This is a genomic window from Embleya scabrispora (assembly GCF_002024165.1).
GTDB classification, from domain to species: domain Bacteria; phylum Actinomycetota; class Actinomycetes; order Streptomycetales; family Streptomycetaceae; genus Embleya; species Embleya scabrispora_A.
Map to the genome: position 1 here is coordinate 2,058,884 of NZ_MWQN01000001.1, position 13,916 is coordinate 2,072,799.

Annotated in this window: 12 protein-coding genes; 5 read left to right on the forward strand and 7 right to left on the reverse strand. The window is 70.7% G+C overall.

Going from position 1 to position 13,916, the window contains the following annotated elements:
* Positions 1 to 76 precede the first annotated feature (76 nt).
* Both gcvH and glyA read left to right on the forward strand, forming a co-directional pair.
* Positions 77 to 451 (forward strand): glycine cleavage system protein GcvH, encoded by a 375-nt coding sequence (gene gcvH / locus B4N89_RS08945; RefSeq protein ID WP_101897030.1) that lies wholly within the window; start codon positions 77 to 79, stop codon positions 449 to 451.
* The gene (gene glyA, locus B4N89_RS08950; protein ID WP_235618532.1) at positions 448 to 1,752 is read left to right on the forward strand and encodes a serine hydroxymethyltransferase; all 1,305 of its coding nucleotides are present in this window, start codon (positions 448 to 450) and stop codon (positions 1,750 to 1,752) included. The genes gcvH and glyA overlap by 4 nt, the downstream gene beginning before the upstream one ends.
* A gap of 103 nt (positions 1,753 to 1,855) precedes the next feature.
* On the opposite strand, the gene B4N89_RS08955 is transcribed toward glyA, so the two are convergent.
* The 3 genes from B4N89_RS08955 to B4N89_RS08965 form a co-directional block, all read right to left on the reverse strand.
* Complete coding sequence (locus B4N89_RS08955; RefSeq protein WP_078975363.1) at positions 1,856 to 2,629, reverse strand: enoyl-CoA hydratase/isomerase family protein; 774 nt, start codon at positions 2,627 to 2,629, stop codon at positions 1,856 to 1,858.
* 112 nt (positions 2,630 to 2,741) lie between these two features.
* Positions 2,742 to 4,013 (reverse strand): L,D-transpeptidase, encoded by a 1,272-nt coding sequence (locus B4N89_RS08960; protein WP_235618533.1) that lies wholly within the window; start codon positions 4,011 to 4,013, stop codon positions 2,742 to 2,744.
* A gap of 207 nt (positions 4,014 to 4,220) precedes the next feature.
* Entirely contained in the window at positions 4,221 to 4,673 is a 453-nt protein-coding gene (locus B4N89_RS08965; RefSeq protein ID WP_078975365.1) for an NAD(P)H-binding protein, read from the reverse strand.
* Between the two features lie 453 nt (positions 4,674 to 5,126).
* Between B4N89_RS08965 and B4N89_RS08970 the strand changes: the two genes are divergently transcribed.
* The 3 genes from B4N89_RS08970 (at position 5,127) to B4N89_RS08980 (ending at position 8,846) form a co-directional block, all read left to right on the forward strand.
* The gene (locus B4N89_RS08970) at positions 5,127 to 5,456 is read left to right on the forward strand and encodes a hypothetical protein (RefSeq protein ID WP_078975366.1); all 330 of its coding nucleotides are present in this window, start codon (positions 5,127 to 5,129) and stop codon (positions 5,454 to 5,456) included.
* A gap of 179 nt (positions 5,457 to 5,635) precedes the next feature.
* The gene (gene glgX, locus B4N89_RS08975; protein ID WP_414646409.1) at positions 5,636 to 7,840 is read left to right on the forward strand and encodes a glycogen debranching protein GlgX; all 2,205 of its coding nucleotides are present in this window, start codon (positions 5,636 to 5,638) and stop codon (positions 7,838 to 7,840) included.
* A 226-nt stretch (positions 7,841 to 8,066) separates the two neighbouring features.
* Positions 8,067 to 8,846, forward strand: coding sequence for a tyrosine-protein phosphatase (locus tag B4N89_RS08980; protein WP_078975368.1), 780 nt, complete (start codon positions 8,067 to 8,069; stop codon positions 8,844 to 8,846).
* Positions 8,847 to 8,878: 32 nt separating this feature from the next.
* On the opposite strand, the gene B4N89_RS08985 is transcribed toward B4N89_RS08980, so the two are convergent.
* The 4 genes from B4N89_RS08985 to B4N89_RS09000 all read right to left on the reverse strand — a co-directional run bounded on the left by B4N89_RS08985 (position 8,879) and on the right by B4N89_RS09000 (position 13,849).
* Positions 8,879 to 9,868, reverse strand: a complete 990-nt coding sequence (locus B4N89_RS08985) for a hypothetical protein (protein ID WP_078975369.1) — start codon at positions 9,866 to 9,868, stop codon at positions 8,879 to 8,881.
* A 1,602-nt stretch (positions 9,869 to 11,470) separates the two neighbouring features.
* Positions 11,471 to 12,082 (reverse strand): hypothetical protein, encoded by a 612-nt coding sequence (locus B4N89_RS50685; protein ID WP_078975370.1) that lies wholly within the window; start codon positions 12,080 to 12,082, stop codon positions 11,471 to 11,473.
* An 87-nt stretch (positions 12,083 to 12,169) separates the two neighbouring features.
* Positions 12,170 to 12,571, reverse strand: a complete 402-nt coding sequence (locus B4N89_RS08995) for a hypothetical protein (protein ID WP_078975371.1) — start codon at positions 12,569 to 12,571, stop codon at positions 12,170 to 12,172.
* Positions 12,572 to 12,709: 138 nt separating this feature from the next.
* Complete coding sequence (locus B4N89_RS09000) at positions 12,710 to 13,849, reverse strand: Fic family protein (protein ID WP_078975372.1); 1,140 nt, start codon at positions 13,847 to 13,849, stop codon at positions 12,710 to 12,712.
* Positions 13,850 to 13,916: the final 67 nt, after the last annotated feature.

The window sequence follows — 13,916 nt, forward strand, 5'->3', positions numbered from 1 at the left end:
CCTCCCTGTATCACCGGAAAACGTCCCAAATCATCCTGATGGACGGACTTACCTCATTCGAATGGAGAATGGACCCGTGCACGCACCCCAGCACCTGCGCTACAGCAAGGAACACGAGTGGCTCGACGAGGCGGCCTCCCCCGCCGTCGTCGGCATCACCGCGCACGCGGCCGAGGCGCTCGGCGACGTGGTGTTCGTCGAGCTCCCCGAGGTCGGCCGGGCGGTCGTCGCCGGCGAGCCGTGCGGCGAGCTGGAGTCCACGAAGTCGGTCAGCGACATGTACGCGCCGGTCTCCGGCGAGGTCGTCGAGATCAACGACGCCGTCGTCGAGGACCCGGCCCTGGTGAACTCCGACCCCTTCGGGGCGGGCTGGCTGTTCAAGGTGCGCATCGACGGCGAGGCCGAGGGCCTGCTGTCGGCCGACGAATACGCCGCGTTCTGCGGCGAATGATCGAGATCGACCCGATCGAGGAGCTGACAACCGTGACGATCCTGGACCGTCCCCTGGGCGAGGTGGACCCGCAGGTCGCCGCCGCCGTCGCCGACGAGCTGCACCGCCAGCAGAACACCCTGGAGATGATCGCCTCCGAGAACTTCGCCCCCGTGGCGGTCCTCGAGGCGCAGGGTTCCGTGCTCACCAACAAGTACGCCGAGGGCTACCCCGGCCGGCGCTACTACGGCGGCTGCGAACACGTCGACGTGGTCGAGCAGCTCGCCATCGACCGGGTCAAGGAGCTGTTCGGCGCCGAGGCCGCCAACGTGCAGCCGCACTCGGGCGCCTCTGCCAACGCCGCCGCGATGTTCGCGCTGCTCTCCCCCGGCGACACGATCCTCGGCCTGGACCTGGCCCACGGCGGCCACCTCACCCACGGCATGCGGATCAACTTCTCCGGCAAGCTCTACAACGTGGTCGCCTACCACGTCGACGAGAAGACCCACCGCGTCGACATGGAGGAGGTCGAGCGGCTCGCCAAGGAGCACCGGCCGAAGCTGATCATCGCCGGCTGGTCGGCCTACCCCCGGCAGCTCGACTTCCCCGAGTTCCGCCGGATCGCCGACGAGGTCGGCGCGTTCCTGATGGTCGACATGGCGCACTTCGCCGGTCTGGTCGCCGCAGGCCTGCACCCCAGCCCCGTGCCGTACGCCGACGTGGTCACCACCACGACGCACAAGACCCTGGGCGGCCCGCGCGGCGGCGTGATCCTGTCCAAGGCGGAATACGCCAAGAAGATCAACTCGGCGGTCTTCCCGGGCCAGCAGGGCGGCCCCCTGGAGCACGTGATCGCGGGCAAGGCGGTGGCGTTCAAGGTCGCCGCCTCCGACGACTTCAAGGACCGCCAGAAGCGGACCCTGGAGGGCTCGGCCATCCTCGCCGAGCGGCTGACCCGCAAGGACGTCACCGACGTGGGCATCACCGTGCTCACCGGCGGCACCGACGTACACCTGGTCCTGGTCGACCTGCGCGACTCGGAGCTGGACGGGCAGCAGGGCGAGGACCGCCTGCACTCGATCGGCATCACGGTCAACCGCAACGCGGTCCCGTTCGACCCGCGCCCGCCGATGGTCACCTCCGGCCTGCGGATCGGCACCCCGGCCCTGGCCACCCGCGGCTTCGGCACGGCGGATTTCGAGGAGGTCGCCGACATCATCGCCGAGGCGCTGCTCCCCGGCTTCGACGACACCCGCAGGGCCGCGCTCACCGCCCGGGTGACCACCCTGGCCGAAAAGCACCCGCTGTACCCGAACCTCTGATCCCGCGGATCGGGTTCGTCGACACGACGAAAACCGGGGCGCCGACTCGACACCTGTCGAGTCGGCGCCCCGTTTCGTCACGCTCCCGCCGAGGTCGCCGCGGTCAGCGGCCGGAGAACTCGGGCTTTTCCTTGGCCACGAAGGCGCGCATGCCGGTGGCGCGGTCCTCCGTGGCGAACAGGGCGGTGAACTGGAGGCGTTCGATCTCCAGGCCCGTGTCGAGGTCGGTTTCGAGGCCGCGGTCGATGGACTCCTTCGCGGCACGCAGGGCGTACGCCGGGCCGTCGGCGAATCGGGCCGCCCACTTCACGGCCTCGGGGTAGACGTCCTCGGCCGGGACGACCCGGTCGACCAGGCCGATGGACAGGGCCTCGTCGGCGGCGACGAAGCGGCCCGTGTAGATCAGGTCCTTGGCCTTGGACGGACCGATCAGGCGGGGCAGGCGCTGGGTACCGCCGGCGCCCGGGATGATGCCGAGCGTGATCTCGGGCTGGCCGAGCTTGGCGGTGTCGGCGCAGACCCGGACGTCGGCGCACAGGGCCAACTCGCAACCGCCTCCGAGGGCGAAGCCGGTGATCGCGGCGACCACCGGCTTGGGGATCTCGGCGACGGCGGTGAACGCGGATTGCAGCGCGGCGCCCCGGTCGGCCATGTCCGTGTAGGTCATGTCGGCCATCTCCTTGATGTCCGCGCCCGCCGCGAACACCTTCTCCCCGCCGTAGATCACCACGGCGCGCACGTCGGCCCGCTCGCCCGCCTCCCGCGCCACCGTCCGCAGCTCCTCCTGGAGTTGCCGGTTCAGCGCGTTCATCGGCGGCCGGCTCAGCCGGATCGTGCCGACGCCGTCGGCCACTTCCAGGTTCACGAATTCGCCCATGACGCTCTCCTCTGGTCAGCCCTGATGTGCCGATCCGACCATAGGCGTCGGTACCCCGGCGGGCGGTGAGCGGGGCCGCGGCATCCGCCGCGGCCCCGTCCCCGCGGCGATCTCAGTGCGTGGGCGTCGTCGTGCCCTGCGGGCTCGTGGGAGTGCCGGTGGCGGTCCACTTGTCCCAGGTCAGGTTCCAGTCGGCGAAGCCGTTGTCGGCGTCGACCGTGCGCTCGTCGGAGCCGGAGATCTCGACCATGTCACCGGGGATCACCCGGTCGTACAGCCACTTGGCGTTCTCCTTGGTCATCGACACGCACCCGTGGCTGGTGTTCTCGCTGCCGAAGACACTCGGGTCGGCCCAGTAGTTGCCGTGCACGAAGGTGCCCGACGTGGTGACCCGCATGGCGTAGGGGACGTCGTCGATGTCGTACTCGCTGCCCAGGCCGACCGTCTGGGAGTTCATCCGGGTCTTCTCGAACTTCTCGGTGATCGCCATCTTCCCGTTCCACGTGCTGTACTTCGGCGACTTGCCGGCCGTGATCGGGATGGTTTTGACGAGTTGGTCGTTCTCGTAGACCTTCATGGTGTGCGCCTTCACGTCCACCATCGCGATCCGCTTGGTGGCGGCGACCTTGAAGCTGTAGCTCTTGAACTGGTTGGCGATCGCGCCGTTGCCCACGTCGACGCCGCGCAGGTTCAGGTTGACCTTCACATTCGTACCGGGCGCCCAGTAGTCCCTGGGCCGGTAGTCCACCCGGGTGTTGTCGAACCAGTGCCAGGCGCCCTCCACCTTCGGCTCCACATCGACCGACAGCGCCTTCTCCACCGCGGCCCGGTTCTTGACCGGGTAGTCGAAGGTCAGCGACACCGGGAAGCCGACGCCGACGGTGGCCCCGTCCTCGGGACTGAAGCGCGCGGTGACCTTCTTGTCGCCGGAGAGCGTGTTGAACGTCGCCCGGGCCGTGGTCGGCGTGTTGTCGGCGTTGGTCGCGGTCGCGCTCACCGTGTACTTGCCGCCGAGGGTGAAGGCGACCTTGGGCTTCCAGGTCTTGCCGTCCGCGTCGAGCGTGCCGTCGACCGGCTCGTTCTGCGCGTTGACCACCTTGACCTCGCCGAGCTTCCCGCCGCCCACCACGATCGTGATCGGCGCCTGCGGGTCGATCGCGTTGGCGCCGTCGGCCGGGGTGAGCGTGATCGACGCCGGGTCGGCGCCCTTCTTCGGGTCACCCTTGGTCGTGGTGCCGTTCGGGCCGCCGGGCTTCTTGTCGCCGTCGCCGCCGTCGTCCGAGCTACAGCCCGACACGAGCAGGAGCGCGCCGAGCAGCAGTGCGGGCACCACGCGCCACCGGGCCCGTGACCGCGTCGAGGGCGACTTCGATCCTGCTGACATGTACGGGCAGTCCCTTCATCCGGAGCCGAGTCGCGACTCGGCCGAGGCCGAAAGCCACATCCCCCGTCTCATTCGACGAGCCGAACATCCGCCGCGGTTCCGCATTCCGGGTCACGCGCGGGCAAATGAGGTGATCGGGGCGATCGTGGCCATCCTCCCGGACGATCACCGGCGGCCCCGACCCGAAACGCACCGCGCCGCGATCCGTCATCCGGCCCGACGATCGGCCTCCACCAGGTCGCGGATCAGCGTCGGAGCGGCGAATCCGGGCCGATCCACGGCTTCGGCGGGAAACGGACGGACGATCAATTCGTACTCCCCGGGGAGAGAAGCGGTCGGAGGCTGTGGCAAGACCGTGACGATCCGCTGGACATCCGTACCCTCGACGGCCTCGAGAAACCATTCCCAGGTATCGGCGGGCGATCCCCGCCCGTCGGGGCCACGATCGAGGTGCAGCACGGTATGCGCGCCGGCGAGCACCGCACCCAGGCGCAGCGGGTCGGACAGATCGCTCACCGCGACCCGCACGCCCGCCGCGCGCAACACCCCGGCCGCGCCGCGATCGCGGACCGTGGCGCGCACCTCACCGCCGGACAGGGCGAGTTCGAGCGCGACGGCGCGACCGAGTGGTTGATCGGCTCCGGTGACGACTACGGGCATGGCGGCAACCTAACTCAAACCCGACATTCGTGAAGCTCGCGTAAAGACGGAAGCACGCGTTTCGCCGTGCGGGCCCACGGCGCGAGTTGAGGCACGGTTCCGCGCTCCGCCGGTAGGGAACGCGTCAGACGGTCACGCATTGTTCGTCGACAAATTAACCCAAATCGACAGGGTGGCCGAAACATTGCGCCGAAGCGGCGGAAAATCCCCCTCACCCGTAACCCTCCGTGTCGGCGCTCGTTGGGTGTACGGGGCTTCCATGTCACTCTCCCGAGGGAAGCCGGGCCGTAGGGCTGGATTGTGCTCACTGTTTGCGACAGCTTGGTCACACGAAGTCGCCGTGTGGGTCGGAGCGTTCGCCCCGCACGACGGCCCGTGGCGTACCTGATGGCGCCTACCTGATGACACCCGGGCCCCGCCCGGATCCGCGATACCGATACACGGAGGATCCCCATGAACCGCAAGCTCGGCACCCTGGCCGTAGCCCCGATCGCCGCCGGTCTGCTCTTCCTCGGTGCGGGCGCCGCGTGCGCCGACGGCGGCAACGGCACCGTCGGCGACAACGGCTCGAACGCGTCGACCACGACCTCCTCCACCACCAACAGCGGCAGCGGAAACGTCCTCGGCGGTGTCGACGGCAACTACAACGCCACCCAGCAGAGCGCGACCGGGGCGGGTGCCTCGAACCAGAACAACAACGCCGGGATCAAGGGCAATTCGGGTGTCGTGGTGATCCACCAGGGCAACGCCGACGTCCAGCACGCCTGGCACCCCTGGTTCTGAGTGGACCCGATCGGCCGCACCGACCCGGCCGATCGTCGCCCGCGGCGGCGGCATCCCTCGGGGATGCCGCCGCCGCGGCGTGTACGTGTATGCGTGGGGGCCCGGCGGGAACATCCTGGTGACCGGGATGGGAGGCGGCCGTGACGCTCGAATGGGAATCGACGGACTCCGAGGTCGACGTGCGCGGCGTGCTCGGCGAGGCGCTTGGCGAGGCGCGGTCGGGCAACGGCCGACCGCCGCCGCCGTGGCCCGGTCGCCGACTGCCGCTCGGGGCGCGCTTCGACGGCGCCGGCACCAACTTCGCGCTGTGGGCGGGTGACGCCGACGCGGTGGAGCTGTGCCTGTTCGAGGACGGCCCCGACGGGACGTGGCGCGAGACGCGGCTGCCGCTGCGCGAGCAGACCTTTCGGGTGTGGCACGGCTATGTCCCCGGCGTACGGCCCGGACAGCGCTACGGCTATCGGGTACACGGGCGCTGGGAGCCCGAGCGCGGCGCGCGGTGGAATCCGGCCAAGCTGCTCCTGGATCCGTACGCCCGCGCCGTGGACGGCGAATTCCGGCTCGACGACGCGGTGTTCGGGCATGTGCGCGGCGGGCCCGACACCGTGCGCGACGATCGCGACTCGGCGGCGTTCGTCCCCAAGTCGGTGGTGGTGGCCGACGACGCCGACTGGTCCCACGACCGCCGGCCGAAGATCCCGTGGGCCGAGAGCGTGATCTACGAGTTGCACGTCAAGGGCTTCACCGCGCGCCACCCGCGCATTCCGGAGCGGTTGCGCGGCACCTACGCGGGCCTTGCCCACCCGGCCGCGATCGACCACCTGGTCCGGCTCGGGGTCACCGCCGTCGAGTTGTTGCCGGTGCATCAGTTCGTCTCCGAGGAACACCTGTTGCGCGGCGGGCGGACCAACCACTGGGGCTACAACACGGTGGGGTTCTTCGCGCCGCACGCGGCATACGCCTCGGCGGGCGGGCGCGGCGGCCAGGTGCACGAGTTCCGGGACATGGTGCACGCGCTGCACGCGGCCGGGATCGAGGTGATCCTGGACGTCGTCTACAACCACACCGGCGAGGGCGGGCCGAGCGGGCCGACGTTGTGTTTTCGCGGGATCGACAACGGCGGCTACTACCGCCTGGCCGGCGCCGGCCGGCACTACACCGACTACACCGGGTGCGGGAACACGCTCAACGTGGTCCAGCCGCACGTGTTGCAGCTGATCACCGACTCGCTGCGCTACTGGGTGATCGAGATGGGCGTGGACGGCTTCCGGTTCGATCTGGCCGCCGCGCTCGCCCGGTCCATGCACGACGTGGACAAGCTGTCCTCGTTCCTGACCGTGATCGCGCAGGACCCGGTGTTGTCCCGGGTGAAGCTGATCGCCGAACCGTGGGACCTGGGCGCGGGCGGCTACCAGGTCGGCGCGTTCCCGCCGCTGTGGACCGAGTGGAACGACCAGTATCGGGACGCGGTGCGGGACTTCTGGCGCGGCGCCCGGCCGGACGTGCGGGGGCTGGCGTACCGGCTGTCCGGCTCCTCCGACCTGTACCAGCGCGACGGGCGCAACCCGTACGCCTCGATCAACTTCGTCACCGCGCACGACGGCTTCACGATGCGCGACCTGGTCACCTACGAGCGCAAACGCAACGAGGCGAACGGCGAGGACAACCGCGACGGGACCGACAACAACCGGTCCTGGAACCACGGCTACGAGGGCGAGACGACCGACCCGAACGTGGTGTCGCTGCGCAAGCGGCAGATCCGCAACCTGATGACCACCCTGCTGCTGTCCACCGGCGTGCCGATGATCACCTCCGGCGACGAGATGGGGCGCACCCAGGCGGGCAACAACAACGCCTACTGCCAGGACAACGAGCTGTCCTGGCTGGACTGGTCGGCCCTGGACTCGCCGGAGTGGCGGCCGCTGGTCGAGTTGACCGCGCGGCTGATCCACCTGCGTCGCGCGCATCCGGTGTTGTGTCGCCGGGCGTTCTACTCGGGGCAGCCGGTCGCCCCGGACGGGCTGCGCGATCTGGCCTGGTTCACTCCCGCCGGGCGCGAGATGACCCGCCGGGACTGGTTCGCGCCGACCGCGACGCTGGGGATGTACCTGTCCGGCCTGGACATCGACCGGCGCGGCCCGCGCGGTGAGCGGATCGTGGACGACAGCTTCCTGTTCGTCCTGCACGCTTCGTCGCAGCCGATGCGCTTCACCCTGCCCGACGAGCCGTGGGCGCACTCGTACGAGGTGGTGCTCGACACCGCGTTGGAGGGGGATCCGATGGCCCGGTACAGCGAGCCGGTCGCCGGCGGCAGCGGGCTGCGGCTCGCGGGGCGCTCGGCGATGTTGCTGCGGGTGGAGCACGCGGTGTGGGCGCCGACGTAGGGAGCCGGCGATACGGCGGCCGCATGGGGAAGATGGCCGGTGGGAGGCGTCGGCGTGGCTGGGGGAGGGCGCCGGCGTTGCCGGTTTCCGGCGGCTCGGAGCTTGGCCGTACGCTCGCGTAGGGTGGAGTTACCGACGGCGTTGCGCACGTGTGGCGCCCCGCCGTCCGCCGGCCCGGCCCGACCTCCCCGCCCGACACCCCTCTCGAAGCGAAGGACCGCGCACCATGACGTCCCCGACGCCGATCCTGGTCACCGCCCCGAATTTCCGTGACGCGGGCGGGCACGCCACCGCGACCGGTCGCAAGGTGCGCACGGGTCTCGTGTACCGCTCCGACGGCCTCGGCGAGGTGGACGCGACCGACGCCGCGACACTGGTGCGCCTCGGCATCGGCCTGGTCGTCGACCTGCGCTCGGAGACCGAGCGCGACCGCGAGCCGGACCGGGTGCCGGCCGGCGCCGAGCTGCTGATCGCGGACGTGATGGGCCGGGAGAACGACGAGCTGTTCGGCGAGGTGTTCGCCGACCCGGACCGGGCGGGCGAACTGCTCGGCGGCACCGCGGGGCGCGAGCTGATGTGCGAGGTGTACCGGCGGTTCGTGACGAGCGAGGGTGCTCGGGCCGCGTACCGCTCGGTGTTCGCGCGGATGGCGGTCGAGCCGGCGCCGACGGTGTTCCACTGCTCGCACGGCAAGGACCGGACCGGGTGGACCTCCGCCGTGCTGCTCACGCTGCTCGGGGTGCCCGAGGCGACCGTGGTCGAGGACTATCTGGCCAGCGCGGCGCACCTCGCGGAGAAGAACCGGGCGATCCTGGAGCACATCGCGGAGCGCGGCTTCGACCCCGCGCACCTGGCGCCGGTGTTCGACGTGCACGTGGAGTATCTGGACACGGCGTTCGCGGCGGCCGAGGAGCGCTACGGGTCGGTCGAGGGTTATGTGCGCGACGGCCTGGGGGTCTCCGACGCCGAGGTCGCGCGGTTGCGCGAGCGGCTGCTGACGGACTGAGCCGGGGCCGGCGGTCCGGTACGCCGGGTGGGTCAGCCTCGGGGCGGGCCCCACGGCGGCGGCGGGGGTTGGCGGTACTGGGGCTGCTGCTGCCAGGCCGGGTGCTGGTGCGGGTTGGCCGGCTGCGAGGGATAGGGCGGGTACGGCGGGGCCGGTTGCCACGGGTTGGCCGGCTGCGGCGCGGCCCACGGGCCGGTCTGGTGCGGGAACGACATCGGCGGCATGGGCGGCATCGGCGGCTCGGGGCGGCGGGTCGGGTGCGGGCCGCCGCGGAAGGTCACGCCGTAGCGGCTGCGCACCCGGCGGATCTCCCACATCGACATCAGGGTGATCGTGATCGGGCCGCCGAGCGACCCGATCAGCCGTACCCCGGTCGGCAGCGCGCCCTTGCCGCCGTCGTCCCCGAGGTCGATCAGCGCGCCACACCACGAGAGCCAAGGCGCGATCACCGCGGGCAGCAGCGGGTGCCCGTCCACGGCGCGGAACAGGTGCTGCGGGATGGCACGTACGGCGAGGAACCAAAAGCGCAACACCCACACGGACACGGCCAGGCCGAGCACGGTGAGGAAGAACGCCTGCACACTGGCACCGGCGTTGACCTGCCTGGAGCCGTACGCCAACGAGGTCAGACCGCCGAGCGTGGCCACCGAGACGACCACGAACAGGGCGAGCGAACGCAGCGGCAGCATCAGGCTCTTGCGCGTCTCGGTGCGCACGTCGGAGCGGGTGAGCGCGATGATGATGCCGACCGCGATCGGGCAGGCGATGATCGCCACGAAGATGGAGGCGATGAAGCTCGCCATCCAGCCCTGGGCGGCATCGTCGGTACCCCCGTAGGTGATCGCGATCCACACCAGCACGCCGAGCCCGAGCCAGGAGCGGATCGCCCGCACCCGCTCCAGCGTCACATCACGCCCGATCAGCCGATAGTCGGGCACGAAGTAGCGCTCGGCCACCCGTTTCGGCAGCGGAATCCAACCGAACGCGAACATCGGTTTGCGCTCGATCCCCGAGTGCGTCACACGCAGACCTTCCTCGACGACGCGCCCCCGTCAGGCGCCGACTCGCCCCGATGTTAGGGGGTCCCGCGCCCGCCACCATGAACCGCGGCCCGCGACGCTGCCGAGTTCCCCCGCGATATCACCCATGCGCGCACCCTGCGATCCGCCGCCCAACCCGGCCCAACGGTTGTCACCGCCCGCCGGACCCACGCGGTCGGCGCAACCCTCGCAGTTCGTCCGGGCGGACGTTCACCGTGAACGGCGCGGGGGCGTGGCCACGTAAGGCACCCGAAACGGCGCCCACTCGCGCCGACCTGCGGTTTTCCCCCACCTCGACGCCCCACGCAATCCGGGTTCGTACAGCTTCGCCACCCACACATCCACAGCCCACCGAAACACCCCGACCCATTCGGGCAGGCCGAAATCGCGGGATAGGCAGACCGGGCAACCGGAGTCGCGACGGGGGCAAAGGGCGGGGGCGGAGTCGCAACGCGAGCGAAGCAGGGCACCGGGGTCGTGGGGCGAGCGAAGGGTGAGGGCGGGGGCGTGAGGTGAGCGACCGGGTGGGCCGGAGTCGCGAGGTGAGCGACCGGGTGGGCCGGAGTCGCGAGGTGAGCGACCGGGTGGGCCGGAGTCGTGTCGGCGGCGGCGGCTTTTTATTGGGCGCTTCGCGCCGGCTCGCGAGGCACCGCTTTTCTGCTCCCCCGCTTCGCTCCTCCGCAGAAAAGCGGCACCCCGCTCGCGGCTGTGCGCCCCTCCGCTTCGCTCCGGGTCGCCCAGCCTGAAAAAACAAGCGGCGGCTCCGCCGCTCTCCGCGCTGCGCGCGTCGATCACCACCTCGACCAGGGTCGTGGGCGCTGACGCGCCGACGGGATACACCAACGACTCGGGTCACCGGGCAAGGCCCACATCGCAGCAGTGGCCAGGCGGGGCGGGACCCGCGTCGTGTCGCGAGCCTGGCCTCCCCGCCCCTCACCCCCGTGGCGCGTCAGCGCCCACGAGAAGGGCCGCCCACGCGATCGACGCGCGCAGCGCGGAGAGCGGCGGAGCCGCCTTGTGTTTTTTTAGGCTGGGCGACCCGGAGCGAAGCGGAGGGGCGCACAGCCGCGAGCGGGGGGCCGCTTTTTCTCGGAGGAGCGAAGCGGGGGAGAGAAAAAGTGGTCCCTCGCGAGCCGGCGCGAAGCGCCCAATAAAAAGCCGCCGCCGCCACCACGACCCCGGCCCACCCGACCCGTTCACCCCACGACCCCGCCTACCGCGCTCCGCCCGCCTCACGCCTTCGGTGCCACACTCCACTCACCCCGCGACCCCGGACTCACCCGCCGCTCACCCCACGACCCCGCCTACCGCGCTCCACTCACCTCACGACTCCGACGCCACACTCCACTCACCCCACGACCCCGCCCTCACCCGTCGCCTACCTCACGACTCCGGCGCCCCCGCCGCTCACCCCACGACCCGGCTGCCGTGCTCCACTCACCGCACGCCTCCGACGCCATGCTCCACTCACCCCACGACACCCCACGACCCCGGCCTCCCCCGCCGCTCACCCCACGACCCCGACTACATACCGATGCTACGGAGGCAGAGGTGCCCAAATCCCGAAGTGACCTCGTGCGGTCGTTACTTCTTCGACCAGTCCTTCCGGGGGAGGTCGGCGCGGCCCTGGGGGGCTTCGGGGTTGGTGCGTAGGAGGAGGGCTGTGGGGGTGGCGTCCTTGGGGAGGTCGAACCACAGGTCTTCGACCAGGGTGTCGGAGGCGCCGAGGGTGAACTCGCGCAACTGGCGCTTGATCTCCATCGATTCGAGGTCCATGCCGAGTTGGGTGCCGTCCGCAAGGATCAGGCGCTGTTCCAGGTTGGCGACCTGCACGGTGGCCAGCGAGTTGTTGGCGACGGAGACCTTGACCCGGCACAGCCGGCCCTTGGCGAAGTGTTCGGCGTGTGTGCCGGTGATCCACTCGATGCCGCAGGTCAGCCCCTGCGCGGTGAACGTGGTCTGCCCGCTGAGCACCGGCGCCGCCTTCACCGGGATCTCCCCCTCGCGCATCATCATCTTCAGCGGCTTGTCCTTCTCCGGCCAGTACAGCGCCGCCGCCCCCGCCGCGACCCCCGCACCGATCAGCAGCCCGAGTACGAACCCGATGGCGATCCACTGCCGGATCCGCCGCCGAGCCCCGAGATGGCCCACCACCTCGCCGCGTAACTCGCCGATCCGCCGACCCACGGGAACCATGCGCCACCCCTGTCTCCGCAACCGAGCCCGCATCGTATGGGCGCGCTCCCACCGCTGACGAGAGCTTTACGAAAGGGCGGCCGGCCCTCAGTCGTGCTCGATCAGGGACGCCGCCGCGCGGGCGATGGCGGCGTCGAGCGGGCCCAGCGGAGTGGGCACGGCGTTCTCGCTCGGCGCGATGTGCCACACCAGCGGCCCGGATCCGCCACGCGGCGGAGGAAAGGTCACCCAGGCCCCGAGGCCGTGCCGGCTCGGCCCGCGCTGATCCCGCAGCCGCGTGCGGTCCGGACCCGAGACCGGAACCAGGAAGCCCATCTTCGCGCAGCGCCGGTCGAGGATCACGGGCCCGACCCGAACTCCCGCCGCCCGCAGGTGCTTCACCACCTCGCGCCCCAGTCGCGCATCCACCTCGATCACGTCGAACGTCTGCCCGGCGGCCACCAGACGCGGAGCGTAGGGGTTGCCGCCGGGCTCGGCCGAGTCGTACATGGGGTGACACCTTCATCCGTCGGATCGACTCCGGCCCCCGCATCCCCATCCCAGCCCGCCGCGCCCGCCCGCGCCCCCCACACTCACGACTTGATGCACTTCCGTCACCTGTTCGGCCCACGCCTCCACCGGAATCCGTCAGTCGGGGTACGGCTCCCGATAGAGCTCGCGGTGGACTTCGTGGTGGATCTCGACGCGGGCTCGCCGTACTTCGGTGCCCGCCGTGTAGTGCTGGGTTCGGGCGTGACCGACGGCTTCGATCAGGTCGAGGCGGCGGAGGGTACGCAGGTCGCCGAGGGCCTGGTCCCGGGTCAGGGCTTCCTCGGCCTGGTAGGTGGTGCGCCGCAGGGTCCCATTGGTCGCGGCATACAGCGCGGAGACGGTGCGCTCGTCGAGGCCGTGCCGGCGGGCAAGGGCTTCGAGCCGGAACCACAGGCGCGCGGCGGTCTCGAAGCGGCGCTGAACCTCCTGGGCCTGGAGGTGGTGGGCGGTGAGGCAGAACCTCATCCACGAGTGTGCATCCCGCTCGGGCTGCCAGGAGCCGGCTTGGACGGAGCGCAGCGCGGCGTAGTACTCGCGCGTGTTGAAGTCGTCGGCGCCGAGCCATTCCTCGATGCTCGAGAACTCGGGGGCGAGTACGCCGTCCCGAGCCAGGACGAGGGTGTGCACCGCGCGGGACATGCGCCCGTTGCCGTCTCGCCACGGGTGGATGGAGACCAGGTTGAGATGGGCCATCGAGGCTCGGACGATGGTGGGAACACCCGCCTCGTCCCGACCCAATCCCGCCAGGAACTCGTCCATCAGGTCCGGGACCCGTTCCGGGTCGGGCGCGGTGTAGACCGGCGGGCGGTTGGGACCGCCGGAGACCCACACCCCGCCGGTGCGGTACTCCCCGGGCCGGGTCTCCTCGTCCGTCCTCGTCATCATGAAGTGCAGCGCGGAGAGCAGCGTGTGATCCCACGCGAAGAGCCGAAAGCCCGATGCCCGCTGGATGTAGGTGAGCGCGTCGCGGTATCCGACGACGGCTCCTCGCGTCGCGTCATCGGCGTCGGCGGAGATTTCACCACCCGCGACCAAGGTCTCGGCGTCCTCCGCGGTGATCGTGTAGCCCTCGATGTGCGTGGAGCCGCGCACCGCCGCGGCGGTCAGCGAGCGGCGCAGCTGTCCCTCCCAGCGGCGCGGTTCGGCCAGACGGTGCCGGAATTCGGCGCGGAATGCCTCGATCTCCTCGATTACGCGCAGATCGGCGGGCGCCAGTGGCGGGGTCGTGTAGAGCACCCTCCGATGCTACGACAGACGTAGGGTCGACGCGGCGTCGTGATGAGGGCCGCCCCGCCCCGACTTG